This window comes from Streptomyces sp. NPDC050619, from assembly GCF_040654815.1.
GTDB lineage: Bacteria > Actinomycetota > Actinomycetes > Streptomycetales > Streptomycetaceae > Streptomyces.
Genome location: NZ_JBFAIR010000028.1, coordinates 20,489 through 45,478 on the forward strand (window position 1 = coordinate 20,489; position 24,990 = coordinate 45,478).

At 69.8% G+C, this 24,990-nt stretch carries 19 protein-coding genes; 12 read left to right on the top strand and 7 right to left on the bottom strand.

All coding sequences use genetic code 11. The annotated features are described in order from the left end of the window. Position 1: 1 nt before the first annotated feature. Positions 2–1,258 carry a helix-turn-helix domain-containing protein gene (locus tag AB0I77_RS36150; RefSeq protein ID WP_363287021.1) on the bottom strand — a complete coding sequence of 419 codons (1,257 nt, stop codon included), beginning with the start codon at positions 1,256–1,258 and terminating at the stop codon, positions 2–4. Positions 1,259–1,420: 162 nt separating this feature from the next. Between AB0I77_RS36150 and AB0I77_RS36155 the strand changes: the two genes are divergently transcribed. After that, positions 1,421–2,347: a proline dehydrogenase family protein gene (locus AB0I77_RS36155; RefSeq protein ID WP_363287022.1), complete on the top strand. Its 927-nt coding sequence runs from the start codon at positions 1,421–1,423 to the stop codon at positions 2,345–2,347. 31 nt (positions 2,348–2,378) lie between these two features. Beyond that, entirely contained in the window at positions 2,379–4,010 is a 1,632-nt protein-coding gene (gene pruA / locus AB0I77_RS36160) for an L-glutamate gamma-semialdehyde dehydrogenase (protein ID WP_363287023.1), read from the top strand. An 84-nt stretch (positions 4,011–4,094) separates the two neighbouring features. Here the strand turns inward: pruA and AB0I77_RS36165 are convergent, their stop codons facing one another. Next, positions 4,095–6,008, bottom strand: coding sequence for a glycoside hydrolase family 97 catalytic domain-containing protein (locus tag AB0I77_RS36165; RefSeq protein ID WP_363287024.1), 1,914 nt, complete (start codon positions 6,006–6,008; stop codon positions 4,095–4,097). 154 nt (positions 6,009–6,162) lie between these two features. Between AB0I77_RS36165 and AB0I77_RS36170 the strand changes: the two genes are divergently transcribed. Together AB0I77_RS36170 and AB0I77_RS36175 are read left to right on the top strand one after the other, a co-directional pair. Further along, positions 6,163–7,020 carry an alpha/beta fold hydrolase gene (locus AB0I77_RS36170; RefSeq protein WP_363287025.1) on the top strand — a complete coding sequence of 286 codons (858 nt, stop codon included), beginning with the start codon at positions 6,163–6,165 and terminating at the stop codon, positions 7,018–7,020. Between the two features lie 248 nt (positions 7,021–7,268). Next, positions 7,269–7,400 carry a hypothetical protein gene (locus tag AB0I77_RS36175; RefSeq protein WP_363287026.1) on the top strand — a complete coding sequence of 44 codons (132 nt, stop codon included), beginning with the start codon at positions 7,269–7,271 and terminating at the stop codon, positions 7,398–7,400. A gap of 108 nt (positions 7,401–7,508) precedes the next feature. On the opposite strand, the gene AB0I77_RS36180 is transcribed toward AB0I77_RS36175, so the two are convergent. Next, the gene (locus AB0I77_RS36180; RefSeq protein ID WP_363287027.1) at positions 7,509–9,077 is read right to left on the bottom strand and encodes a metallophosphoesterase family protein; all 1,569 of its coding nucleotides are present in this window, start codon (positions 9,075–9,077) and stop codon (positions 7,509–7,511) included. 153 nt (positions 9,078–9,230) lie between these two features. On the opposite strand from AB0I77_RS36180, the gene AB0I77_RS36185 reads away from it, so the two are divergent. The 5 genes from AB0I77_RS36185 (at position 9,231) to AB0I77_RS36205 (ending at position 18,255) form a co-directional block, all read left to right on the top strand. Continuing rightward, complete coding sequence (locus AB0I77_RS36185; RefSeq protein WP_363287028.1) at positions 9,231–10,274, top strand: 3-isopropylmalate dehydrogenase; 1,044 nt, start codon at positions 9,231–9,233, stop codon at positions 10,272–10,274. 242 nt (positions 10,275–10,516) lie between these two features. Beyond that, on the top strand, positions 10,517–11,623 hold the full coding sequence (locus tag AB0I77_RS36190; RefSeq protein WP_363287029.1) for a branched-chain amino acid aminotransferase: 1,107 nt from the start codon (positions 10,517–10,519) through the stop codon (positions 11,621–11,623). Positions 11,624–12,083: 460 nt separating this feature from the next. Then, positions 12,084–13,688, top strand: coding sequence for a citramalate synthase (gene cimA, locus AB0I77_RS36195; RefSeq protein WP_363287030.1), 1,605 nt, complete (start codon positions 12,084–12,086; stop codon positions 13,686–13,688). 105 nt (positions 13,689–13,793) lie between these two features. After that, positions 13,794–16,835: a glycoside hydrolase family 3 N-terminal domain-containing protein gene (locus AB0I77_RS36200; protein ID WP_363287031.1), complete on the top strand. Its 3,042-nt coding sequence runs from the start codon at positions 13,794–13,796 to the stop codon at positions 16,833–16,835. Positions 16,836–16,896: 61 nt separating this feature from the next. Then, positions 16,897–18,255: a hypothetical protein gene (locus tag AB0I77_RS36205; protein ID WP_363287032.1), complete on the top strand. Its 1,359-nt coding sequence runs from the start codon at positions 16,897–16,899 to the stop codon at positions 18,253–18,255. Positions 18,256–18,557: 302 nt separating this feature from the next. Here AB0I77_RS36205 and AB0I77_RS36210 read toward each other — a convergent pair whose 3' ends face one another. Together AB0I77_RS36210 and AB0I77_RS36215 are read right to left on the bottom strand one after the other, a co-directional pair. Continuing rightward, the gene (locus tag AB0I77_RS36210; RefSeq protein ID WP_363287126.1) at positions 18,558–19,340 is read right to left on the bottom strand and encodes a serine protease; all 783 of its coding nucleotides are present in this window, start codon (positions 19,338–19,340) and stop codon (positions 18,558–18,560) included. A gap of 151 nt (positions 19,341–19,491) precedes the next feature. Then, positions 19,492–19,962: a MarR family transcriptional regulator gene (locus tag AB0I77_RS36215; protein WP_363287033.1), complete on the bottom strand. Its 471-nt coding sequence runs from the start codon at positions 19,960–19,962 to the stop codon at positions 19,492–19,494. Between the two features lie 71 nt (positions 19,963–20,033). Here AB0I77_RS36215 and AB0I77_RS36220 point away from each other — a divergent pair, with 71 nt between their 5' ends. Both AB0I77_RS36220 and AB0I77_RS36225 read left to right on the top strand, forming a co-directional pair. Then, positions 20,034–21,137, top strand: coding sequence for an FUSC family protein (locus tag AB0I77_RS36220; protein WP_363287034.1), 1,104 nt, complete (start codon positions 20,034–20,036; stop codon positions 21,135–21,137). Positions 21,138–21,183: 46 nt separating this feature from the next. Then, positions 21,184–21,837 (top strand): TetR/AcrR family transcriptional regulator, encoded by a 654-nt coding sequence (locus AB0I77_RS36225; protein ID WP_363287035.1) that lies wholly within the window; start codon positions 21,184–21,186, stop codon positions 21,835–21,837. Positions 21,838–21,879: 42 nt separating this feature from the next. On the opposite strand, the gene AB0I77_RS36230 is transcribed toward AB0I77_RS36225, so the two are convergent. Then, positions 21,880–23,202, bottom strand: a complete 1,323-nt coding sequence (locus AB0I77_RS36230) for a transposase (protein WP_363287036.1) — start codon at positions 23,200–23,202, stop codon at positions 21,880–21,882. Positions 23,203–23,225: 23 nt separating this feature from the next. On the opposite strand from AB0I77_RS36230, the gene tnpA reads away from it, so the two are divergent. Beyond that, on the top strand, positions 23,226–23,657 hold the full coding sequence (gene tnpA / locus AB0I77_RS36235) for an IS200/IS605 family transposase (RefSeq protein WP_266562112.1): 432 nt from the start codon (positions 23,226–23,228) through the stop codon (positions 23,655–23,657). Positions 23,658–23,714: 57 nt separating this feature from the next. Here tnpA and AB0I77_RS36240 read toward each other — a convergent pair whose 3' ends face one another. Further along, on the bottom strand, positions 23,715–24,905 hold the full coding sequence (locus AB0I77_RS36240) for a Cmx/CmrA family chloramphenicol efflux MFS transporter (protein ID WP_363287037.1): 1,191 nt from the start codon (positions 24,903–24,905) through the stop codon (positions 23,715–23,717). Positions 24,906–24,990: the final 85 nt, after the last annotated feature.

Genomic DNA, 24,990 nt, shown 5'->3' on the forward strand with positions numbered 1-24,990 from the left:
CCTACAGCCGTGCTCCCTTCAACGCCATGTGCAGCAGCAGCCGGTCCTCCCCGTCGTCCAGGTCCAGCCCCGTGAGCTGCTCGACCCGTGACAACCGGTAGTAGAGCGTCTGCCGATGGATTCCCAGTTCCGCCGCCGTTCGCCCCGCCTGGCCCGCGCAGTCGAGGTAGACCTCGGCGGTGCGGGCGAGTTCGCGGTGGGCGGGGGAGAGCAGGGTGCGTACGACGGGGTCGTGGGCGGCCTCCGCAGGGAGCTGGGTCAGCAGGCGGAACGGGCCGATGGACGCCCACTCGGCGATCGGCCCCAGCCGGGGCTCGGCCAGGACCGCGCGGGCCGCGGCCGACGCCTCCCGCCACGCGGCACCCAGCTCCACCAGCCCGGCGCGGGCGGCCGCGATACCGGCGGTCGGCCCTGTATCCCCGCCCACCGTCCCGCCACTCCCGCCACTCGGGCCACCCCCGCTCACCGTCCCGCCGGGCGCCCGCTCCAGCAACCGCCCCGCCGCCGACGTCGCCGGTGTCAGGACGTCCGCCGCGCGCAGCCGTACCAGCAGGGCGAGGCAGTGAGACGTCGGTCCCCACGGCAGGGTGCACAGCGCCGTCGCCCCCGGCACCGTACGGACCGACGGGGCGTCGTCCGGGTCGGCCGAGGGCCAGGGGGCCACGCACACCACCGTGTGGAGGGTGTCCGCGCGGGGGCCGAGGGCCGTGCGGAGTTCGGCGACGGCCATGTCGCGCTGCCAGTCCCGCTCCGCGGTGAGCACCGCCCGCAGCTCCCGGCTCAGGTCCGCCCCGTGCTGGGCCTCGTCGGCGAGCAGCGCGCCGATGCGGGCCGTCACCTCCATGGCCGCGCTCAGCTGTCCCTCGCCCGGGCCCGGATCGTCGTCCAGGAGCCAGACGTAACCGAGGACGACCCCCCGATGGCGTACGGGGAGACAGATCCGCCCGCGATACACCCCCGCCTCCGGGGTCGGCGGGATGCGGACCGGGCCGGTCGCCCGTGTGATGCCGAAGCCCTCGAACCACGTCCGGACGGCCGCCGTCGAGCGGCGGGTCAGGATCGAGCGGGTGCGCACCGGGTCCAGCGCCGAGGCGTCGAGATCGCCCTCGCTGTCGTACGCGCCGAAGGCGATCAGCTCGAAGTCCCGGTTCTCCAGCGTGGCCGGTGCGCCGAGCAGCTCCGAGATCTCGTCGACCAGCTCCTGGTAGTCACCCTTGGGGTCCTTGTATTCGGCCGTCACTTGGGCATTCTCCCGCATTTCCGCGTGCCTTCATACATCTGTCTGAGATCTGCGGCACGGATGCGTGACAGCTGTCGATGGCAGACGAACGGAGGGATCCTTATGTTTCACGGTAGTTGCCCGTGCCGTACCCGAATATTCGGGAATCGGCCTCATATACGTTGGTATGTGGAGGTTCCCGTGCTGGGTCCCGTGATTCTCGCCGCGTCGCGCAGCGACCGGATCCGACGGCTGATCTCGGCGGCCCCGGTCACCAAGCAGGTCGTCGACCGCTTCATCCCCGGCGAGACGGTGGACGACATCGTCCCGGTCGTCCAGGACCTCACCGATCAGGGCCTGGAGCTGACGATGGACGTCGTCGGCGAGCACATCACCACGCCCGAGCAGGCCGCCGCCGCCCGGGACGCGTATCTGGAGCTCATCGACCGGCTGAAAGGGCTGGAGCTGGGCACTCGCGCCGAGGTGTCCGTCAAGCTGTCCATGTTCGGACAGGCGCTCGACGGCGGCCACGAACTCGCCCTCGCCAACGTCCGTCCCGTCGTCGAGGCCGCCACCGCCATCGGTACGACCGTCACGCTGGACGCGGAGGACCACACCACCCTCGACTCGATGTTCGCCATCCACGAGGAGCTGCGGAAGGACTTCCCCCAGACCGGCTGTGTCATCCAGGCCTACCTCTTCCGCACCGAGGCCGACGCCCGCCGCCTCGCCGCGAACGGCAGCCGCGTACGGCTCGTGAAGGGGGCGTACAAGGAGCCCGCCGAGGTCGCCCACCAGCACAAACGGGAGATCGACAAGGCGTACGTCCGGATCCTGAAGGTCCTGATGGAGGGCGAGGGGTACCCGATGATCGGGTCCCACGACCCCCGGCTCATCTCCATCGCCCAGGAACTCGCCCACCGCGCCGCGCGCGAGCTCGACGCGTACGAGTTCCAGATGCTGTACGGGATCCGGAGCGACGAGCACCTGCGACTGGCCGCCGAAGGCCACCGCGTGCGCGTCTACACCGCCTATGGCACCGACTGGTACGGCTACTTCATGCGGCGCCTCGCGGAGAAGCCGGCCAACCTGCGCTTCTTCGCCCGCTCCCTCGTCACCAAGGGCTGACCCACCCGCTCAGTAAGGAGTTACGCAAACCATGGACGCCGTGACCCAGGTCCCCACCCCCGTCAATGAGCCGGTGCACGGCTACGCCCCCGGCTCGCCCGAGCGCGCCCGGCTGGAGACCAAGCTCAAGGAGCTGGCCGACAACCCCATCGACCTGCCCTGCACGATCGGCGGTGAGAAGCGGATGGGCGGCGGCGAGCGCTTCGACGTCGTCCAGCCGCACAACCACAAGGCCGTCCTCGGTACCTACCGCAACGCCACCCAGCAGGACGCGCAGGACGCCGTCGACGCGGCCCTCGCCGCCGCGCCCGCCTGGCGCGCCATGTCCTTCGACGACCGCGCCGCGATCATCCTGCGCGCCGCCGAACTGCTGTCCGGCCCGTGGCGCGAGACGCTCGCCGCCTCCACCATGCTCGGGCAGTCCAAGACCGCCCAGCAGGCCGAGATCGACTGTCCCTGCGAGCTGATCGACTTCTGGCGCTTCAACGTCAAGTACGCCCGTGACCTGCTCGCCGAGCAGCCCCCGGCCAACTCCCCGGGCGTCTGGAACCGTCTCGACCACCGCCCGCTGGAGGGCTTCGTCTACGCGATCACGCCGTTCAACTTCTCGGCGATCGCGGGCAATCTGCCGACGGCCCCGGCCCTCATGGGCAATGTCGTCGTCTGGAAGCCGTCCCCGACGCAGACCCACGCGGCCGTGCTCCTCATGCGGCTCCTGGAGGAGGCCGGTCTGCCCAAGGGCGTCATCAACCTCCTCACCGGCGACGGCGTCGAGGTCTCCAAGGTCACCCTCGAGCACCGCGACCTGGCCGGTATCCACTTCACCGGCTCGACCAGGACCTTCCAGTACCTGTGGAAGACGGTCGGCAACAACATCGAGAAGTACCGCACCTACCCGCGCATGGTCGGCGAGACCGGCGGCAAGGACTTCGTCGTCGCCCACCCCAGCGCCGACCCCGCGATCCTCAAGACCGCCCTGACCCGGGGCGCCTTCGAGTACCAGGGCCAGAAGTGCAGCGCGACCTCCCGGGCGTACGTCCCGGCGTCGATCTGGAACTCCGGCTTCCGCGAGGAGTTCGCGGCCGAGGTCGACGGCGTCACGATGGGCGACGTCACCGACCTGTCGAACTTCATCGGCGCCGTCATCGACGAGCGCGCCTTCGCCAAGAACAAGGCCGCGATCGACCGCGCGAAGTCGGACCCGGCCTGCACGATCGTCGCGGGCGGCTCCTACGACGACTCGGTCGGCTACTTCGTCCGCCCGACGGTCGTGGAGTGCACGGACCCGGCCAATGAGGTCTTCACGACCGAGTACTTCGGCCCGTTCCTCGCCGTCCACGTCTACGAGGACGAGAAGTACGAGGAGATGCTGACCCAGATGGAGTCGGTGTCCGACTACGCGCTGACCGGCTCGGTCATCGCGGGCGACCGCGCGGCGGCGGCGTACACGATGGAGAAGCTGCGCTACGCGGCCGGCAACTTCTACATCAACGACAAGTCGACCGGCGCCGTCGTCGGCCAGCAGCCCTTCGGTGGCGGTCGCGCCTCCGGCACCAACGACAAGGCAGGCGCCCCGCAGAACCTGATGCGCTGGACCCTGACCCGCGCCATCAAGGAGACGCTGGTTCCGCCGACCGACTACCCGTACCCGCACATGGGCTGACCTCCTCTCAGCCCGACAGCCGCCCCCGCTCCGGAAGCCCGGAGCGGGGGCGGCCCCATGCGGAGGGTCTGTCAGGCGGGTATATCAGCGGTCGCAGCTCGTACGGCCCTCGTACCAGCGGCAGGCAAGGGCAGCGAACCCGCCGTCCGCCACGACCGGAACGGTGAGCGTGTCACCGCCGCGCACGACGTGCGGCTCGCGGACCAGCCCCGACGGACCGTCGGTGACCGTCTCCACGAGCCACTTGCCCGCACCGAGACGCATGGGTACGTCCACGCTCTGGGCCGCCCCCGCGAACGTACCGCCGATGAACCAGCGTCCGTCGGCGGAGCGACGGGCCAGAACGGCCGAGCGGCCCGGATCGCCGGTCAGCAACCGGGTCTCCTCCCACCCGCTCGGCAGTTGCTCCAGGAAGCGGCGGGCCTCAGGACGGGCGTCGTACGACTCGGGAGTGCCGGCGAGGTTCTGGATGCCGGACTCGTACAGGACGGTCAGACCCAACTCGCCCGCGTCGGAACCGACGTTGGGGCGGTACGGGCGGTGGAAGGCGCCCGGCGTGAAGTCCATGGAGCCGATGACGTTACGGGTGAAGGGGAGCGCGGCCAGCTGCTCCGGGGTGTTGTTGCGCTTCTCCTCGCCGCCGACGCCCTCCAGGGTCATCACCTGCGGCCAGGTGCGCTGGATGCCCTTGGGGATCGTGGAGCCATGGAAGTTGACCATCAGGTGGTGCCTGGCGGTGGACTCCAGGACATCGTCGTACCAGCGCATCCGCTCCTGCGACTCCGAGTCCATGAAGTCGATCTTCACCCCCTTGACGCCCCAACGCTCAAGGGTGGACAGCCACTTCTCGCGCTCCACGGGGTCGGTGAGCAGGGTGTAGTGGAGCCAGACCTGGATGCCCACGCCGCGCTCCTTGCCGTAGCGCACCAGCTCCGGCATCCAGTTGTCCGTCTGCCAGTCGGGGTCGATGACCTCCCACTCGCCGGGCTTGAAGTACCAGCCCGCGTCGACGACTTCGTACGGCCAGTTCCGCTCGGCCGCGTAGTCGACGTACTTCTTCTGCGCCTCCAGGCTCTGCCCGGCCTCCTTGCCGCCCGCGAGCCAGGTCCACAGGGCCGGGCCCGGCTTGATCCAGGAGGTGTCGCGGACGCGGGACTTGGGGGCGAGGTCGTCGGTGAACGTCGACTCGGTGACGGTCGCCAGGTCACCGGTGATCACAGCGCGCCAGGGCGTGGTGAGCGGACCGTCCGTCTCGACCGGCTCGTCGTTCCACAGACTCACGCCGTACGTCGAGGAGTCCGCGGTGTGCGTGAGGTGGGCGCCGGAGTAGCCGCCGTTCAGGTCGGACTCGGCGATCAGGGCGTAGCCGGCGTCCGTCTTGAAGAGGGACTGCATCATGTACGTGCCCGCCGGGGCGCCGGCCGCCGACTGGTAGCGGGTGAAGGGGAGTTCGTTGTCCGCGCGGTAGCGGCCGAGTACGGCTTCGGCGCTGGTGGGGAGGGTGAAGGCGGAGGCTTCGCGCAGGACGTCGCCGTGGTCGTCGGGAAGGATGTAGCGGTAGGCGACGCCGTCCGGGGCCACGCGGGTCAGCAGGTCCAGGCGGGCGCCGTCGGCGGTGCGGAAGCGGAAGCGGGACTCGGTCATCCGGACGACTCGCTGGTGCGACTTGCCCGTGGGGACCGTGTACTGCTCCGCGATCGTGCGGTCGGTACGTCCGGTGAGCGTCAAGTCCTTGGAGAAGTCGGCCTGTTCGGTGACCAGGCCGAGAGGGGACGGCTCGATGACCGTACGGCCGTCACGTTTCACGGCGAGGGTGGGGTGGCCGTCGGCCGGGTCGAGGCTCACCACGGCCGTGGGGGAGCCGTGCGGGCCGCGTACCTCCCAGGAGGCCGGGGCCGCGCCGGGTTCGGCGCGGGCCGGGAGTGCTGCCACGGCTGTGGCGAGGAGTGCGGAACAGAGCGTCAATACGGTGGTTCTGGCCCGGATGTGGACCACCATGGGGAACCCCTCCTTGTCGCAGTCATCCGATGACTGTGAGCGTGGAGGGGCTATTGAGGCCTGTCAAGGAATCTGACAGCATCAGACATCGGATTGCTGATGGTCCGTTCAGTACGGCTCCGCCATGACGGAGACTGTGACTGTGACTGTGACTGTGACGACCGAGACTGTGACCACCGACGACGGCGTACGGCTGTGGGCGCACCGATCGGGCCGGGGCACCCCGCTGGTGCTGTGCCACGGCGGGCCCGGGCTGTGGGACATGTTCGAGGACCTGGCCGCGATGTTCGACGGCGAGGCCACGACGGTCCGCTGGGACCAGCGCGGCTGCGGGCGGTCGCAGCGGTGTGACGGGCCGTGGACGAGCGAGCGGTTCGTGGCCGATCTGGACGCCGTACGAGCGCACTTCGCGCTGGAGCGCATGGTGCTGCTCGGTCATTCCTGGGGCGCGCAACTGGCGTTGAGCTACGCGCTGGCGCACCCGGAGCGGGTCGGCGCGCTGATCTACGTGAGCGGTACGGGCATCGGGCCGGACGCCGACTGGCACCCCGCCTTCCGGGCGAACTTCCTCGCCCGGCTCGGTGAAGTGCCCGAACGGCTCGCCCGCTGGCAGGAGTTGACGGACCGGCCACGGCTCACCGAGGAGGAGGACCGGGAACGCGCGGTCCTCCAGTGGTCGATCGAGTTCGAGGACCGCGAGCGCGCCCCGGAGCACGCAGGCCGCATGGCCGACCCGTGGTTCGGGATCAACCACGAGTCCAACAAGGCGCTGAACGAGGAGCGGAAGCGGGCGTGGGGCACGCCCGAGCTGTACGCCGCCTGCCAGGCCCTGGACCTGCCCGTGCTCGTCGTGGACGGCGATCGGGACATCCGGCCGCGCTCGGCGGTCGACTCGCTGGAGCGGGCCCTGCCGCGCGTGCGGCGGGTGATCCTGCCGGGCGCCGGGCACCTGCCGTGGGTCGAGGATCCGAAGGGGTTCCGTGCGGCAGTGGCCAACGCCCTCGCGTGGTGACGAAACCGCAGGTCACGGCAGTGTGAGCCACGGCACCGTCTCAGATAGTAGGAAGTCCGAGTAGTTCTGGAGACACGGGCGTCATCCTCCCTTAACTTTGAAGGAGCCGAACGTCTCGCTCGACCCAGCGAATGGCGGTCGTGAGCCGGGCCCCGTGCAGGCAACCCCTGCGGCACCGCTCCCCGCCTCCTCCGGCGTCTCGTAACCCACCATTCCGCACTCCGGAATCTCGAAGGAGTCGATTTCCCATGGCCGAGACGACCGCACACCGCCGAGTCCGCCGTATCTCCCGTACGAGCGAGTCCGACCGCAAGAACGCCGCCGCCGCACTCCAGCGCGCCCTCGACCGCCGCGACAACGGCGGCGCGACCGGCCACTGAACACCGAGCGGCCACTGAACACTGACCGCCCACTGAACACCGACCGCCCACTGAACACAGTGGCGATCCATTAGCCGGGAGCCGCCCCGTACGAGGTGCGGCGCGGTCTCAACCGCCGCGCCGCACCTCGAAGTGGTCGATGCGCTCCCCGCTCTGCGCCAGCGCCGACACCTTCAGCTTCGGGACGGCACCGCTCTCCGCCTCCACCGAGAGGAGCGAGAAGCCCCGGTAGCGCACCCGCGACCACTGAACGGTCTCCGGCTTGGACTGCTTCGACTTCGTCCACCGGAAGGTCTCGACCGACTCCCGGTCCGTGACGTGCCCTTCGTAGCTCTCCTTCACGCCCGCCGGAAAGCCGTACAGATCCTTGCCGCCGCCGCCCGCCGTGACGTACACGGTCCCGTCGCGGGTCGGATCCGTGGCCGCGCCGATCGGGACCGGCCTGCCGACCTCGCCGTTCTTGATGGCGTCGGTGCGCTCGTAGACATGGTTGTGCCCGTTGATCACCAGGTCCACCTGGTGCCGGGCGAACAGCGGCAGCCACTCGGCGCGCACGCCCCCGTCGGAGGCGTGCGAGGAGGTCGAGTAGGCGCAGTGGTGGAAGAAGACGACGACGAAGTCGATGCCCTCGGCGGCCCGCAGCTCAGTCAGCTTCCGGTCCAGCCAGGCCGTCTGCTTGCCCTCCGAATAGCCGAGGTTGGCGGGGATCTCGTACGACACGTCGTTCGCGTCGAGGGCGACGACACCGACGTTGCCGTAGGTGAACGCGTACACGCCCGGTGCCGTGCGCGGGTCGAAGCCGTTGTCCGGCAGGGACCAGCGGGCGAGCTGGCCGCCGTAGCCCTCCGGTGAGTACCAGGCCTCCATGTCGTGGTTGCCGGTGGTCACCATCCACGGCACCGACCTCGTCACCGGCTCGTTCTGCTTGAGGAACAGGTCCCAGTAGGCGGGGTCGTAGCCGTCCGTCTTCTCGCCCCGGCCGTTCGCGTCGGCGTAGCAGATGTCGCCCGCGTGCAGGTGGAAGGCCGGCTTCTGGCGCAGCAGGATCTGGTCGTTCTCGGCCGCCGCCTTGCTCACTCCCTGGTCGCCGAAGGCGGTGAAGACGAACCGCTCCGGGGCCGCCGGCGCCGTACGGAAGGAATCGATCGTCGACCGGCGGGCGGAAGAGGCCGGATCGAAGCCGTCGTGGCCGACGCCGTAGTAGTACGTCGTGCCCGGGCGCAGGCCGTCCAGGGCCGCGTGCACGTAGTACTGGTCGAGCGCCCGACGCACCCCCGTCAACCCGGGCGTGTGCAGATCCCGGATCTCGGCCTCGATCTTGCGGCTCAGGTCCTCGGGCCGGGTGCCGATCCGGACGTACGGCTTGCGCACCGCGAGCGGTACCTGCCAGGAGATCCGCATCTGTGTCTTCGGATCGGCGCCGAAGGCGAGGTGGCGGCCGAAGGGGGCGACGACCGAGCCGGGCAGCGTTTCGACGGGGGACGCGGACGGGGAGCGGGTGGCGGTCGTACCGTCCGATCCCTGGCCGGTGCAGCCGGTCAGCAGCCCGCCCGCCACCGCGCCCGCCGTCACCAGGGTGCGCCGCCGGGACAGCTTCGTGCGCAGGTACTCGTGCTGCTCGGCCATGCTCATCCGGCGTGCGAGCTGCGGCGGAATGCCGAAGTCGGGGAGATCCATGGCTGTGAACTTCCCAGCGAACCCCAACGCACGCCCTACGTACGGGTGAACGGAAGCCGACGGGCCTGCGCCGCCCCCGATGCCGCCCCGGTTGTCGTGTCCGTATCGCGGACGGCTCATGTCATCACATGGGACGAGGGGTAGGGTGCCGACATGTCTCGCAGCATCAATCTCGCAGTGATTCCCGGTGACGGCATCGGCCAGGAGGTCGTGGCCGAAGGTCTCAAAGTCCTCTCCGCCGTCCTACCGCAGGATGTGAAGCTGGAGACCAAGGACTACGACTTCGGCGCCCAGCGCTACCACGCCACCGGTGAGACCCTCACCGACGCCGACCTCGCCGCCCTCAAGCAGCACGACGCCATCCTGCTCGGCGCGATCGGCGACCCGTCGGTGCCGTCCGGCGTCCTGGAGCGCGGCTTCCTGCTCAAGCTCCGCTTCGCCTTCGACCACCACGTCAACCTGCGCCCCTCGAAGCTGCTCCCCGGTGTGGCCACCCCGCTGGCCGGCGAGCCGGAGATCGACTTCGTCGTCGTCCGCGAGGGCACCGAGGGCCCGTACACCGGCAACGGCGGCACCATCCGCAAGGGCACCGAGCACGAGGTCGCCACCGAGGTCTCCGTCAACACGGCCTTCGGTGTCGAGCGCGTGGTCCGGGACGCCTTCGCCCGCGCCCAGGCCCGCCCGCGCAAGAAGCTCGCGCTGATCCACAAGAACAACGTGCTGACCTTCGCGGGTCAGCTGTGGACGAACATCTTCAACAAGGTGGCCGAGGAGTTCCCCGAGGTCACCACCGAGTACATGCACGTGGACGCGGCGACCATCTACCTGGTCACGCAGCCCGAGCGCTTCGACGTGATCGTCACCGACAACCTCTTCGGCGACATCATCACCGACCTCGCCGCGGCCGTCTCCGGCGGCATCGGCGTCGCCGCGAGCGGGAACATCAACCCGTCCGGCGAGTTCCCCTCGATGTTCGAGCCCGTGCACGGCTCGGCGCCCGACATCGCGGGCCAGGGCAAGGCCGACCCCTCCGCCACGGTCCTGTCCGTCGCCCTCCTGCTGCGCCACCTCGGCTACGAGACCGAGGCGGCCCGCATCGAGGACGCCGTCTCCGCCGACCTCGCCGAGCGCACCGGCAAGCCCGCCCGCTCCACCTCGCAGATCGGCGACGCGCTCGCCGTACGAGTAGCCGGCTGACCCGCCGACTGCTCCACAGCCGCCGGGTCGCTCAACACCCGGCGGCTTTCGCATGTCCCCGCCGGGTGCCACCATCATCCCTGGGTCGCATTCACGCCGTTTTTCGTCCCTGGCCTCCGCCGCGAGATAATCGAACGCGGAGCCGCGGAATGAGGGAATGCTCGGACGTCCTAGCACTGGCCACTGGCAGTAGGGGCGTGAGCGCGGCCCGTCACTGACCAAACCGGTGAAGGACACCATTCATGACGACGCCCACCATCGAGCTCAAGCCCTCGGCCTCGCCACTCTCCGACGCGGAGCGCGAGGCGATCCTGGCCAACCCAGGGTTCGGCCGCCACTTCACCGACCACATGGTGTTGATCAAGTGGACAGAGGGCCGCGGCTGGCACGACGGCCAGCTCGTCCCGTACGCCCCGCTCTCCCTCGACCCGGCGACGATGGCCCTGCACTACGCGCAGGAGATCTTCGAGGGCCTCAAGGCCTACCGCCAGCCCGACGGTTCCGTCGCCGTCTTCCGCCCCGAGAAGAACGCCAAGCGCTTCCAGTCCTCCGCGCGCCGGCTGGCCATGCCTGAGCTGCCGGTCGAGACGTTCATCGAGGCCTGTGACGCGCTGGTGCGCCAGGACCGGGCATGGGTCCCGGCGCACGGCGGCGAGGAATCCCTCTACCTGCGCCCGTTCATGATCGCGACCGAGGTCGGCCTGGGCGTGAAGCCCGCGGGCGAGTACCTCTTCATGGTCATCGCCTCCCCGGCCGGCGCCTACTTCCCGGGCGGCGTCAAGCCGGTCTCCATCTGGCTGTCCGAGGACCGCGTCCGCGCCGTCCCCGGCGGCATGGGCGACGCGAAGACGGGCGGCAACTACGCGGCCTCCCTGCTCGCCCAGGCCGAGGCCGCGGCCAAGGGCTGCGACCAGGTCTGCTACCTCGACGCGGTCGAGCACAAGTGGATCGAGGAACTCGGCGGCATGAACCTGTACTTCGTGTACGGCGGCGCGGCCGACGAGAAGCCGGTGATCGTCACGCCCGAGCTGACCGGCTCCATCCTGGAGGGCGTCACCCGCGACTCCCTGCTCACCGTCGCCCGCGACCTCGGCTACGAGCCGAAGGAGGGCCGCGTGTCGATCGACCAGTGGCAGCGCGACGCCGAGAACGGCACCCTGACCGAGGTCTTCGCCTGCGGTACGGCCGCGGTCATCACGCCGGTCGGCACGGTGAAGCGGGCGAGCGCCGAGTGGCGGCAGTCGGGCGGCGAGCCGGGCGAGGTCACCCTGAAGCTGCGCCAGGCGCTGCTGGACGTCCAGCGCGGGACGGCCGAGGACAAGCACGGCTGGATGCACGGGCTGGGCTGAGAGAGAACCGGGGTCGAGAGAGAACCGGGGTCGCCTCCACGCGGCGTGCGGGCGGCCCTACGGGTTTGGGGCATCGCTGGTCGCCGGCGACACGAACAGCGTGAGCGACGGCTTCGTGCGCCGCCTCCGCTGAGCCCTAGGTGCCTCGGATGAGAGACCCGGAGTTCGCATCCTGAGACGGAGGGTGAGCACGGGGGCGGGTTGTGCCAGACTGCCTCCGTGCTCTCGTTCGCCACGATTATTGGCAGCAGGCGCGCCGGTCCGCAGTGACCGCCACGTACGACCAGGTACGGGCGGACACCGTCGTCCTCGACCCGCGCGCAGACCTCTCGCACCCGCGAGAGGTTTTTCGCTTTTTCTGGCCCACCCTCAGCCGGGAGCGAGAGCGTAAGGGACCATGTGGGGACGGTGGAACCGGTCATTCCGGTAGACCGAGATCCAACACAGGAGCCTTGAGACCATGACCGAAACCAGCGAGCTCGACGATTCGTTCCACGTCTTCGACACCACCCTGCGCGACGGCGCCCAGCGGGAGGGCATCAACCTCACCGTGGCGGACAAGCTCGCCATCGCACGGCACCTGGACGACTTCGGCGTGGGCTTCATCGAGGGCGGCTGGCCCGGCGCCAACCCGCGGGACACCGAGTTCTTCGCCCGCGCCCAGCAGGAGATCGACTTCAAGCACGCCGAGCTGGTCGCCTTCGGCGCCACCCGCCGGGCCGGTGCGAAGGCGTCCGAGGACCCCCAGGTCAAGGCGCTGCTGGACTCGGGCGCCCCGGTGATCACCCTGGTCGCGAAGTCCCACGACCGGCACGTCGAACTCGCCCTGCGCACCACGCTCGACGAGAACCTGAACATGGTCCGCGACACGGTGTCCTTCCTGGTGGACCAGGGCCGCCGCGTCTTCGTCGACTGCGAGCACTTCTTCGACGGCTATCGCGCGAACCCCGAGTACGCCAAGGCCGTCGTCCGTACGGCGTCGGAGGCCGGCGCGTCCGTCGTGATCCTCTGCGACACCAACGGCGGCATGCTCCCCGCGCAGGTCCAGGCGGTCGTCTCCACGGTCCTCGCGGACACCGGTGCCCGCCTGGGCATCCACACCCAGGACGACACCGGCTGCGCGGTGGCCAACACGCTTGCCGCGGTCGACGCGGGCGCCACCCACGTCCAGTGCACGGCGAACGGCTACGGCGAGCGGGTCGGCAACGCCAACCTGTTCCCGGTCGTGGCCGCCCTGGAGCTGAAGTACGGCAAGAAGGTGCTGCCCGAGGGCCGCCTGCGCGAGATGACCCGCATCTCGCACGCCATCGCCGAGGTCGTCAACCTCACCCCCTCCACCCACCAGCCCTACGTCGGTGTCTCGGCCTTCGCCCACAAGGCCGGCCTGCACGCCTCCGCCATCAAGGTCGACCCGGACCTGTACCAGCACATCGACCCCGAACTGGTCGGCAACCACATGCGGATGCTGGTCTCCGACATGGCGGGCCGCGCGTCGATCGAGCTCAAGGGCAAGGAACTCGGCATCGACCTGGGCGGCGACCGCGAACTGGTCGGCCGGGTGGTGGACCGGGTCAAGGAGCGCGAACTCCAGGGCTACACCTACGAGGCGGCGGACGCTTCGTTCGAGTTGCTGCTGCGCGCCGAGGTCGAGGGCAAGCCGGTGAAGTACTTCCAGGTCGAGTCCTGGCGCGCGATCGTCGAGGACCGCCCCGACGGCAGCCACGCCAACGAGGCCACCGTCAAGCTCTTCGCCAAGGGCGAGCGCATCGTCGCCACGGCCGAGGGCAACGGCCCGGTCAACGCCCTCGACCGCACCCTGCGCGTAGCCCTCGAACGCATCTACCCGCAGCTCGCCAAGCTCGACCTCGTGGACTACAAGGTCCGCATCCTGGAAGGCGTGCACGGCACGTCCTCCACGACCCGCGTGCTCATCTCCACCTCCGACGGGGCGGGGGAGTGGTCCACGGTGGGCGTCGCCGAGAACGTCATCGCGGCATCGTGGCAGGCCCTGGAGGACGCGTACGCGTACGGGCTGCTGCGGGCGGGGGTGGAGCCGGCGGAGTAGGCGGTCAACTCGGGTACCCCTCCGGTGTCTTGACGGCTTACGGGACTGCCGGTGGAGTTGGGGGTCCAGCGCAGTGCGATGCCCGAGCCGCCCGGAGGGACGTTCATGCGAAGAACAGCCCTGCTCATCTCCACCGCCTTACTCACCGGCCTCCTGCCCTTGGCCTCCGCGGGATCCGCCGCGGGGGCCGGCCCGGCCGACGATCCAGTCCCCGTGCCCGTGCCCGTCGACCGCTTCGAGGGCGAGGTCCCCTTCGCGAACCCGCCCGCCGAGGGCATCTTCACCTGGGGCAGCGACAACGACGACCCGCCCGCCCTCGAACTCACCGCCCGCGAGGACGCCCCAGAGGGGGAGAAGGTCCTCAGCGGCACGTACGACATCAGCGGCTACGGCGGTTTCACCCACGACTTCGCCTCCGCCGACCCCGCCCACGACTGGTCCGCCCACCGGGGCATCCGCTTCTGGTGGGACGGCCAGGACAACGGCAAGAAGATCGCCTTCGAACTGAAGGACGGCGGTACCAGCGGCGAGGCCTCCGAACTCTGGACGACCTCCTTCACCGACGACTTCAGCGGCTGGAAACAGATCGAGATCCCCTTCACCGACTTCGCCTACCGCACCGACTACCAGCCCGTCGGCGGCATCGACCAGGTCCTCGGCCTCACCGAGACCTGGGGCTACGCGGTCACCCTCCCCGTCGGCGTCAAGGGCGAGTTCGCCATGGACGGCGTCGAGTTGTACGGCAAGGCCGACCAGTCGCTGCGCGCGTCGGTCACGACGGACTCCGCCGTGTACCCGGTCGAGGAGGGCAGGACGGCGGCCGTCACCCTCACCGCCGCCACCACCGGCTCAGCGCCCCTCGCCGAGCCCGTGACCATCGCCTACGAGACGCCCGCGACCGGCTCCGCCGACCCCGGCAAGGACTACACCCCGGTCACGGGGACGGTCACCTTCCCTGCCGGTACGGCCTCCGGCGCCACCCGCACCCTCCGGATCCCCACCCTCGAGGACAAACCGGCCGAGTCCGCCGAGACGATCCCGCTCAAGCTGACCGTCACCGGCGCCAAGCCCCCGGCCGAGAACCCGCAGGTCGTCGTCGACGCCCACGGACTGCCGTATCAGAACAGCAGGTTGCCGGTGCGCAAGCGCGTCGCCGACCTCCTGTCGCGGATGACCCTTCAGGAGAAGGCCGGCCAGATGACCCAGGCCGAGCGCGGTGCGATCACGGCGCCCGGTGACATCGCCGCGTACGACCTCGGCTCGCTCCTCTCCGGCGGCGGCTCCACCCCGACGCCCAACACCCCCGAGGCCTGGGCGAAGATGATCGACGGCTTCCAACTCCGGGCGCGGGCTACGCGGTTCCAGATCCCGCTGATCTACGGCGTCGACGCGGTACACGGCCACAACAACCTGGTCGGCGCGACGGTCATGCCGCACAACATCGGCATCGGGGCGAGCCGCGATCCCCGACTCGCCCAGAAGACGGCCTCGGTGACCGCCGCCGAGACGCGTGCCACCGGCATCCCGTGGACCTTCGCCCCTTGCCTCTGCGTCACCCGCGACGAACGCTGGGGCCGCTCCTACGAGTCCTTCGGCGAGGACCCGGCCCTCGTCGAGGCCATGGAGACCGTCATCCAGGGACTCCAAGGCGCCCCGGACGGCCGGGAATTGAAGCGCGCCGAGAAGGTCCTCGCCACCGCCAAGCACTTCGTCGGCGACGGCGGCACCGAGTACGGCTCCTCCACCACCGGCACCTACACCATCGACCAGGGCGTCACCAAGGTCACCCGGCAGCAGCTGGCGGCCGTCCATCTGGCGCCGTACGAGGCGGCCATCGACCGCGGAGTCGGCACGGTCATGCCCTCCTACTCCTCGCTCGACCTCGCCGGCGACGGCCGGGGCCCGGTGAAGATGCACGGCCGCGCCGACATGATCAACGGCGTGCTGAAGGGCCGTATGGGCTTCGACGGCTTCGTCATCAGCGACTGGGCCGGCATCGACCAGCTGCCCGGCGACTACGCCTCCGACGTCCGTACGTCGGTCAACGCGGGCCTCGACATGATCATGGTCCCGAACGCCTACCAGGACTTCCACACCACACTCGTCGACGAGGTGCGGGCGGGCCGCGTCAGCGAGCGGCGGATCGACGACGCCGTGGCGCGCATCCTCACGCAGAAGTTCCGGCTGGGCCTGTTCGAGAAGCCGTACGCCGACACGAGCGGCGCCTTGGACATCGGTTCCGCCGCACACCGCGCCGTCGCCCGCGAGGCAGCCGCCGCATCGCAGGTACTGCTGAAGAACTCCCAGGACCTCCTGCCCCTGAAGCCCACACAGAAGGTGTACGTCGCCGGATCCAACGCCGACGACATCGGCAACCAGACCGGAGGCTGGACCGTCACCTGGCAGGGCTCCTCCGGCGACATCACGCCCGGTACGACGATCCTGGAGGGCATGCGGAAGACGGGCGGCGACGTCACGTACTCGAAGGACGCGTCGGCGCCTGTCACCGGTCACGACGTGGGCGTGGTCGTCGTCGGCGAGACCCCGTACGCCGAGGGCATGGGAGACGTCGGCAACGGCCACGACCTGGAGCTGAGCGCCGCCGACCAGGCAGCCGTCGACAAGGTGTGCGGCGCGATGAAGTGCGCGGTGCTGATCGTCTCCGGGCGCCCGCAGCTGATCGACGACGACCGGCTCGGCGACATCGACGCCCTGGTGGCGTCCTGGCTGCCGGGCACGGAGGGCGACGGCGTCGCGGACGTCCTCTACGGCAGGCGGCCCTTCACCGGGCAGCTCCCGGTGACCTGGCCGAAGTCGCAGGCGCAGCTGCCGATCAACGTCGGCGACCCGGCGTACGACCCGCGGTTCCCGTACGGCTGGGGGCTGACGACGCTGACGAAGGTGCCGGAGGGCGGCGCGACGACACTCAAGGTGCTCGCCGCGTCCGCCGCCGCGGCGGAGAAGACCGGCGCTCGGGAGATGGGCCGCGCACTCGTGGCCAAGGCCAGGCTGATCGTCCAGCAGCGGGTGGGCCAGAACATCCCGGCGGCGGTCGCGAAGCCCTTCGCCGAGGCGGACCACCTGCTGCTGACGGGACGCTACGGGGAGGCGGTGAAGAAGCTGACGACGGCATATCGGGCAGCCTGAGGGACGCAGCCTGAGGGACAGGGAGGGACCCTTTTTGTTGGCTTTCAGGTAGCTTCGAAGTATGAAGGTCGCACGATCGACCCGAAGCTTCGCCGGACTGCTGACCGCGCTGGCGCTCGCCGTCCTGACGGCCTTGGCCGTCCTGATGGCGGGCGCCCGGCACGCCCACGCGGCCACCGACGTCTCGACGATCGCCGAGGCCCTGCGCGAGAACCCGGTCTATGTCGCCCCCGCCGCCGCCGACCAGATGTCGTCCGCCGAGGCGGACGCGCTGGCCGACCAGATCAAGGACGCCGACAAGCCGCTCTTCGTCGCCGTCCTGCCCGCGGACCAGCCCAAGGAAAAGCTCTTCACCGACCTGCGCACGGCCACCGGCATCACCGGCCTGTACGCGATCCGCGTCGGCGACGACTTCGACGCCCAGGCCGACCGGGCGGTCCTGCCCGTGACGGCCGTGGACAACCTCGTCAGCAGCGTCGCGACCGAGAAGGATGCCAGTACCCAGCTCGACGACTTCGCCGACCGTGCCCTCACCAACCTGGGCGGCTCGGCCCCCGCCGGCTGGGACACCTCCGACGGTGGCGGAGTGCCGACCGCCGGGCTGATCACCACCGGCGTGGTCCTGGCGGCCGGCGGCGCCGGCGCGTACGCGCTCGTCCGACGCAACCGGCGCCGGCACGAGGAGGAGCAGCGGGCCGCGCTGCAGAAGCTGCGGGTCGTCGTCGACGAGGACATCACCGCCTTCGGCGAGGAGCTGGACCGCCTCGACTTCCATCCGGGAGAGCCGGGCGCCAACGACGCCATGCGCGAGGACTACGAGCACGCGCTGGACGAGTACGAGAAGGCGAAGACGCACATGGCCGGGGCCCGCAAACCCGAGGACGTGCGGGCGGTCACCCAGTCCCTGGACGACGGCCGCTTCTCGCTCGCCCGACTCGCCGCCCGCCGCGAGGGCAGCCCCCTGCCCGAACGGCGCCCGCCCTGCTTCTTCGACCCGCGCCACGGCCCGTCGGTCGCCGACGAGACCTGGACACCATCGGGCGGCACCGCCCGCGAGGTCCCGGTCTGCGCGGCCGACCGAACCCGCCTGGCCGACGGCCGCGACCCACTGGCCCGCGAGGTGGACACCGAGCAGGGCCGCCGCCCCTATTGGGAAGCGGGCCCCGCCTACGGCCCCTGGGCAGGCGGCTACTTCGGCGGCGGCATCCTCCCCGGCCTCCTCATCGGCACGATGCTCGGCAGCATGATGGCCACCCCGGCCTACGCAGCCGACTACGGCTCCGGCTACGGCGACTTCGGCGGCGCCGGCTACGAGGGCGGGGACGTCTCCGGCGCGGACTTCGACACCGGGGACTTCAGTGGGGGCTTTGGCGGGGGCGGGGATTTCGGCGGGGGTGGGGACTTTGGCGGAGGGTTCTGAACCACTGGCCAGAGCGCATACCGGCCCAGCCTGTCTGGCGTTCGTTTTCGAGTGCTGGTTCAGGTCATCTCAGCCCGTCCGGCGTCCAATGACGAACGCCGGTTCAGGCAATCTCAGCCCGTCCGGCGTTTGAGGACGAGGCCGCTCAGGCCGATCGGGGGTCCAGGGGGCGAAGCCCCCTGGCGGGGTCGAAGGGGCGGAGCCCCTGGAGATGGGACGGGTAGGGGCGGCGGGGGCGAAAAACACGGGCCCGGCACAAGGCGCACCGGACCCGCAGACGTGCGTACGAAACGAGCCGTGCGTCAGAGCGAGGACGCGGCCGAAGCGATGGCGGAGGCGAACGTGGAGACCTCGGAGTAGACACCGGGCGCGTTACGCCGGGCGCAGCCTATGCCCCAACTGACAATGCCGACCTGGATCCACGCGTTGGCGGAGTCCCGACGGAACATCGGCCCCCCGGAGTCACCCTGACAGGTGTCGACCCCGCCCGCCGCATAACCGGCGCAGATCTCCTCACCAGCGACCAACCCGCTGTAGCCACTGTAGGAACGACAGGTCGCATCACTCACGAACGGCACATTGGCCTTCAGCATGTACCGCTGCTGAGCCCCGCCCTCGGACGCAGAGCCCCAGCCCGCGACAGTGAAGGTCCCGGTGTTGTACTGCGTGGTGGTCGCGATCTTCAGCGTCGGCAGATTGATGGGCTGGGCAAGCTTGATGAGCGCCCAGTCCTTGCCGGTGCCGTTGTAGCCGGGCGCCCGGTAGACGTACGTGGACCTGACCTGGACCCGTCCGGTGGTGGACTGAAGGTCCACGACACCGGCGGTGGCGGTGATGCTGGTGTTGGCACCGGTCGCGCCCACGCAGTGCGCGGCGGTGAGCACGATCTGCTGGGTGTAGAGCGCCCCGCCGCAGCCCATGGAGAGCCGGACCATGAACGGGAACTCACCCTGCGCGGCGCGGGTTCCGCCGACGACGGGCGCCGGGGCCGCCTGCGCGGCCGACACGGGTTGAAGACTGGCGATAGCGAGAGCGGCCGCGCCGACGGCCACGCATCTCTTGAGGGCGGTGAGGAGTCTCTTCAACATGATGCCTTCCGTGGGGGTTGAACAGGGAACCGAGCAACCGAACACAGAATTGACGTGCGCATGTCAATACGGGCAACAAAGAAACGCCCATTTTGCTGGCATGGGCAGGACAAAATCTGTTGCTGGATTATGAGAACGCCGCAAGCGCTCACACAAGGGGTCTGATCCGGCCAGGCCTGTCTGGTTCGGAGGCGCCGGCATCGGCATCGGCCAGCCGCTCCATGAGCGCCGCCGCCAGTTCCAGCACCCCGCGCTCCGTCTCGCTGAGGGAGGAAAGGGCCGCCGCCAGCCACCGGTCGCGCTCACCCATGTCCCCCTCCAGGGCCCGACGCCCCTCCGCCGTGAGCGTGAGCACGGACTGACGCCGGTCCCTGGAGTCAGTCCCGCGCACGATCAGCCCCTCCGCCTCCAGCTCGGCGAAGACCCGCGTCAGCGACTGCGGCCGCTGCCGCTCGGCCGCCGCGATCTCCCCGGGAGTGGCGGCCCCGTGCCGGTGCAGATGCCCGAGCACGATCAGCTGGTTGGGGCTGAGGCTGCCGTCGCCGCGCTCGTGACGCAGTCGCCGGTTGAGCCGTACGACACCGCGACGGATCTGGGCGGCCGAGGAGAGATGTTCCATGACGCATACCATACGCGAATACTTACTATCCCGATGGTAATAAAACGCAAGACCCCCGTATTCTCGCCCAAGTGACCGCCAAACTAATACGCAACGCGTACGAAGCAGCTCTGACGATGACGGCCGTGCTGCTCTGCTGGGTCGTCGCCCTGTGGCTGGAGGGCGCCGCCGGACTGCACACCGACGTGCTCGTCCTCGCCGTCGCCCTGACCGTCACCCTCGCCGGCACCCAGCGCTCCGCCGACACGCGCCGCAGGCTCACCGCACTGGTGCTGCTGCCCGCGACGGCAGGCGTCTCGATCCTCGTCGGCCGTCTGATCACCGCGCACTTCGCCGTCGGCGCCGCAGTCTTCACGGCGGGCATCTCCCTGCCCGTCTGGATCCGCAGATACGGCCACACCGCCACGAAGGCGGGCACCTTGATGACCCTGCCGTTCGTCGCGCTCCTCGTCGTCCCCGGTCCGGCACTCCCGCCCAAGGCGCAGAGCGGGCTGGTGAGTTGGGGCTGGGCGGCGCTGATCGGGCTGCTGGCGGCGTGCTGTGTCTGGCTGGTACAGGGGCTCGGCGACCGATTCGGCCCCTGGCGCCCGGAACCCGAACCGGCCGTGCCGCGCCGCGTCTCCCGCCTCCACCCCCGCCCGAGCACCCGCATGGCCCTCCAGATGGCGGCCGCCGTGGCCACCGGCTTCCTCGCCGGCCGGCTCCTCTTCGAAGGTCACTGGCCCTGGGCGGTCCTCACCGCGTACGTCGCCGCGAGCGGCAACCGCGGCCGAACGGACGTGCTGCGCAAGGGAGTCGAGCGTCTCACCGGAGCGGCCGCGGGCACCCTCCTCGCCACTGCCGTCGCGGCTGCCGGGATCACCGGCCACACCTCGGTGGCGCTGATGTTCGCCGTCCTGGCCGTGGCCCTGTGGCTGCGCCCCCTCAACTACGCCTACTGGGCGGCGGGCATGACCACCGCCCTCTCCCTTCTCCTCGGCTACTTCGGCCAGGACGCCACCAGCCTGCTGCCGACCCGATTGGCCGCGATCGTGATCGGCGCGGTACTGGCGGTGGCGGCGGCGTGGTTCCTGCTCCCGGTCCCGAAGCGGCCAACGCCGGCCGGGGCGCGGCCCACGACTCCCGAGGACGCGCGCCAGGAAGAAGGTGTCAATAGCTTCCGTGATAGCCTCTAATTAACTCTTGTATATGTAGCCTCACGGCTTGGAAGGGCGGCAGGCCATGGCGGAGACGCGTACAAGGACCCCGCGCGAGCGCTACCGCACGCAGGTGCGCACGGAGATCAAGGAACGAGCGTGGGAGCAGATGGCCGCCGCCGGGGCATCCGCGCTCTCCCTCAACGCCATCGCCAAGCAGATGGGGATGAGCGGACCCGCGCTCTACCGGTACTTCGCCAGCCGCGACGATCTGATCACCGAACTCATCAGGGACGCGTACCGAAGCCTGGCCGACACCTTCCGCCGCGCGACCTCCGAGTCCGAGTCAGGTGCCGACCTGGCCGCCCTGGCACACGCCCTGCGCGGATGGGCGCTGGAGGACCCGCAGCGGTACTTCCTCATCTACGGCACCCCCGTCCCCGGCTACCACGCCCCCGACGACGTCACCGCCATCGCGTCCGAGATCATGGCGACCTTGCTCGACGCCTGCGCCGCGATCCCCTCGGACACTCCCGTGACGCCGTTCGCCGCGCACCTCGAAGACCACCGGCAGTGGGCGGACGGCCACCCCGCCCCGTCGGCGGCCCTGCACCGGGCCCTGACCGTCTGGACCCGGCTGCACGGCGTCCTGTCCCTGGAACTCGCGGGCCACTTCACCGGGATGGGATTCGACTCCGTGCAGCTCTTCACAGCCGAACTGGACGACCTGCTGGCTTGAAGTGCTCTCCTCCCTTCGCAAGCTCAGGAAGGAGATTCCTGCCTACCTTGCGGCGGCGGGCTTGGCGCCACGAGTGCGCCTGACGACTGCCCTCCCGGCAGCCGGGATCGCCACGAGGCCGATCCGGTACAGGTGCAAGATGTTCCGGGCAGCGTTCCAGTCGGCGTTGTCGGACCAGCCGCAGTCTGGGTTCTTGCATACGAACGTGGCCTGGTCTTCCCGGCTGCCGGGCGTGAGGAAGCCGCACGCGGAGCATCGCAGGGAGGTGTTCGGGGCGGGAACCTTGTGCAGGGTGCCGCCGTGGCGGGCGGTCTTGTACGTCAGCATGGTCACGGTGCGGCCCCATGCCTCTTGGTTGATGGAGCGGTTCAGGCCGGACTTCTGCGCGACGTTCTTCCCGGGTTCCTCGATGGTTCCCCTGGCGGACTTGACCATGTTCGTGATGTTGAGTTGTTCGACCACGACCGTGCCGTAGGTGCGGGCGAGGCTCGTGGTGGTCTGGTGCTGCCAGTCAACGGCGCGGCGCGTGGCTCTTGCGCGGAGCTGCTTGATCTGGTCGTAGGTGCGGTGCAGCCGGTTGGAGCTGCGCTCTTTCGGCTTGCGGAAGGATTTGCGGTGTGCGGCTTGCCGCTCCAGGCGGAGCAGCTTGGCCTTCTCGTCCGGGTTCAGCCACTTGTCCCGGTCGGCGGTGCCGTCCGGGAGCCGGGCGGGTCGTTGGTGGTCCTGATGGTTGCCGTCGGACAGGGCAAGGGGGAGGCTGACCCCGGCGTCGATGCCGATCTCAGGACCAGTGTGCGGCTCAGGCTTCGGCTCCAGAGTCTGGACTCGGAAGGCGATATGCCATCCGAGCCCGTCTTTGACCAGCCGTGCCCCGGTGATCCGGTTCTCCTCGTTGGCCAGCTTGCCGACCGGGAGATCCTTGGTCCAGCGGAAGCGGACACGTCCGACCTTGGGGATGTTGACCATGCCCCATCGGCGGTGCACCCGCTTGATCTGCAGGTCGCGGCCCTGCGGGATGTCCACAGACATGACGGTGCGGACACGGGCCTTGAAGTTCGGCTCGTCCACCCGCCCGTCCCAGCAGTTCCGCCACGTCTGGAAGTACGTTTTCAGCACCGCCTGCGCGGCCTGCGCAGGCAGCACCGCGTACCAGTCGATCTCCTTACGGGCCTGACGCAACGTCTGGTCCATGCGGGACAGCGAGCGCTGGCACTTCGGCGTCATGGTCCACAGGTCGTGGAGCTGATTCCACATCGCCCGCGCCGCGTGCGCCTGGTCGTCCATGAGCCGGATCTGTGCAGGCGTCAGCGCCAGCCGGGCGCGGTGCCCGAACTGCCGCTTCTCCCGCGCACGTTCCGTGGTCACGCGATCACTGTATCATTTGGTTCATGTCGCCACGCTGGAATCCAAACCCCGATGTACGCACCGGCCGTCACGTCGTCTACAACCTGCATGTCCACTTGGTTTTTGTCACGAAGTACCGGCGCAAGGCATTCACCGATGCCATGCTGACGCGCACTGAAGAGATCATGCGGGAGGTCTGCGCGGACTTTGAGGCCGAGCTCAAGCAGTTCAACGGCGAGCAGGACCATGTGCACCTGCTCGTGCACTACCCGCCGAAAGTCCAGCTCTCCAAGCTGGTCAACTCCCTCAAGGGCGTGTCCTCCCGCAGGCTCCGCCAGGAGTACAGCACGCACGTCCGCCGTTACCTGTGGGGCGGACACTTCTGGTCCGGCTCGTACTTCGCCGGGTCCTGCGGCGGGGCACCGCTGACCGTCGTCAAGCAGTACATCGAGAATCAGCAGCGCCCCGTGGGCTGAGGACAACACTGCGGGCCCGTGCGTACGCTGCGGGTCAGAGCAGTTCCGAGATGGCCTTCACCCCCGCCCGTAAACGGCGGAGCACTGGCCAAGATCAGAGGTAGAACGAGCGGTCATACGGACCATGACCGCGACGAAGGCGAGGGCGAGGCCGACCAGAACCGCGCTGACCCACAGGGGCGACCGGTACCCGAACCCGGCGCCGATCACCGTACCGCCGAGCCAAGGGCCGGACGCGGCCCCCACGTTGAAGGCGGCGGTCGCGAAGCCGCCGGCCAGCGTAGGGGCACCCGGTGCGGCGTAGAGCACCTGCGAGATCAGCGTGGACCCGACGCCGAAGGACAGCGCGCCCTGCACGAGAACGAGCCCGAGCGCGACGCCCGGCTCACCCGCGCCGAGTGCGAACCCGACCCACCCGGCACACAGCGCAAGGCCACCGGCCCCGACCACCAACACGGGCCGCCGGTCGGCGAACAGCCCCCCGACCCGGACCCCGACAAACGCCCCGAACCCGAACAGCGCGAGCACGACGGGCACCCAACTCCCGCCCAGTCCAGTGATGTTGGTGACGAGAGGCGCGAGATAGGTGAACGTGCAGAAGGTCGCACCGTTCACGAGCGCCCCGAGCAGCAGAACCCCGAGCAGCCGAGGACTGCGCAGCGACCGCAGCTCTCCCCGCAACGAGGGAGGGGAGGAATCGGCGCCCCCGGCCGGCACCGACCGCGCCACCGCCACCACAGCGGGCACGGACACGACGGCCACCGCCCAGAACGCCGAACGCCAGCCCCAGAGTTGCCCGAGCAACGCCCCGGCGGGCACCCCGACGACACAGGCGAGCGTGACCCCGCCCAGCAACATGGAGGTGGCTCGCCCCTTGGCATCCGGCGCCACCATCCCGACGGCGGTCACCAGCGCGACAGCCAGGAACCCGGCATTGGCGAGCGCCCCCACGACCCGCGTGGCGAGCAGCACCCCGAAACTGTCGGTCACCGCCCCGACGACATGAACACAGAGGAAGGTCACGAGAAACCCCAGCAAGGCCCCTCGCCGCGACCACCGCCGGGCAACCCCGGCCATCAGAGGCGCCCCGACCACCATCCCCACGGCAAAGGCGGAGGTCAACGCCCCCGCAGCAGGGACGGACACGCTCAGATCCCGGGCGATGTCCGGCACCAGCCCGGCCAGCATGAACTCGGACGTCCCCTGAGCGAACACGGCAACGCCCAGCAGAAACAGAGCAAACGGCATGAAGAAACTCCGCACCCCGAAGTCGAAGAAGTCGTACACGACACGACGACCCGGCGGTCCGGTGGCGGGATCAGCCCGACATCAG

Coding starts and splice junctions, on each gene's coding strand:
- tnpA (WP_266562112.1), top strand. CDS start 23,226: ATGTCGCCACGCTGGAATCCAAACCCCGATGTACGCACCGGCCGTCAC.
- AB0I77_RS36215 (WP_363287033.1), bottom strand. CDS start 19,962: ATGGAACATCTCTCCTCGGCCGCCCAGATCCGTCGCGGTGTCGTACGG.
- AB0I77_RS36205 (WP_363287032.1), top strand. CDS start 16,897: ATGAAGGTCGCACGATCGACCCGAAGCTTCGCCGGACTGCTGACCGCG.
- AB0I77_RS36180 (WP_363287027.1), bottom strand. CDS start 9,077: ATGGATCTCCCCGACTTCGGCATTCCGCCGCAGCTCGCACGCCGGATG.
- pruA (WP_363287023.1), top strand. CDS start 2,379: ATGGACGCCGTGACCCAGGTCCCCACCCCCGTCAATGAGCCGGTGCAC.
- AB0I77_RS36225 (WP_363287035.1), top strand. CDS start 21,184: ATGGCGGAGACGCGTACAAGGACCCCGCGCGAGCGCTACCGCACGCAG.
- AB0I77_RS36150 (WP_363287021.1), bottom strand. CDS start 1,258: ATGCGGGAGAATGCCCAAGTGACGGCCGAATACAAGGACCCCAAGGGT.
- AB0I77_RS36175 (WP_363287026.1), top strand. CDS start 7,269: ATGGCCGAGACGACCGCACACCGCCGAGTCCGCCGTATCTCCCGTACG.
- AB0I77_RS36190 (WP_363287029.1), top strand. CDS start 10,517: ATGACGACGCCCACCATCGAGCTCAAGCCCTCGGCCTCGCCACTCTCC.
- AB0I77_RS36165 (WP_363287024.1), bottom strand. CDS start 6,008: ATGGTGGTCCACATCCGGGCCAGAACCACCGTATTGACGCTCTGTTCC.
- AB0I77_RS36200 (WP_363287031.1), top strand. CDS start 13,794: ATGCGAAGAACAGCCCTGCTCATCTCCACCGCCTTACTCACCGGCCTC.
- AB0I77_RS36240 (WP_363287037.1), bottom strand. CDS start 24,905: ATGCCGTTTGCTCTGTTTCTGCTGGGCGTTGCCGTGTTCGCTCAGGGG.
- AB0I77_RS36185 (WP_363287028.1), top strand. CDS start 9,231: ATGTCTCGCAGCATCAATCTCGCAGTGATTCCCGGTGACGGCATCGGC.
- cimA (WP_363287030.1), top strand. CDS start 12,084: ATGACCGAAACCAGCGAGCTCGACGATTCGTTCCACGTCTTCGACACC.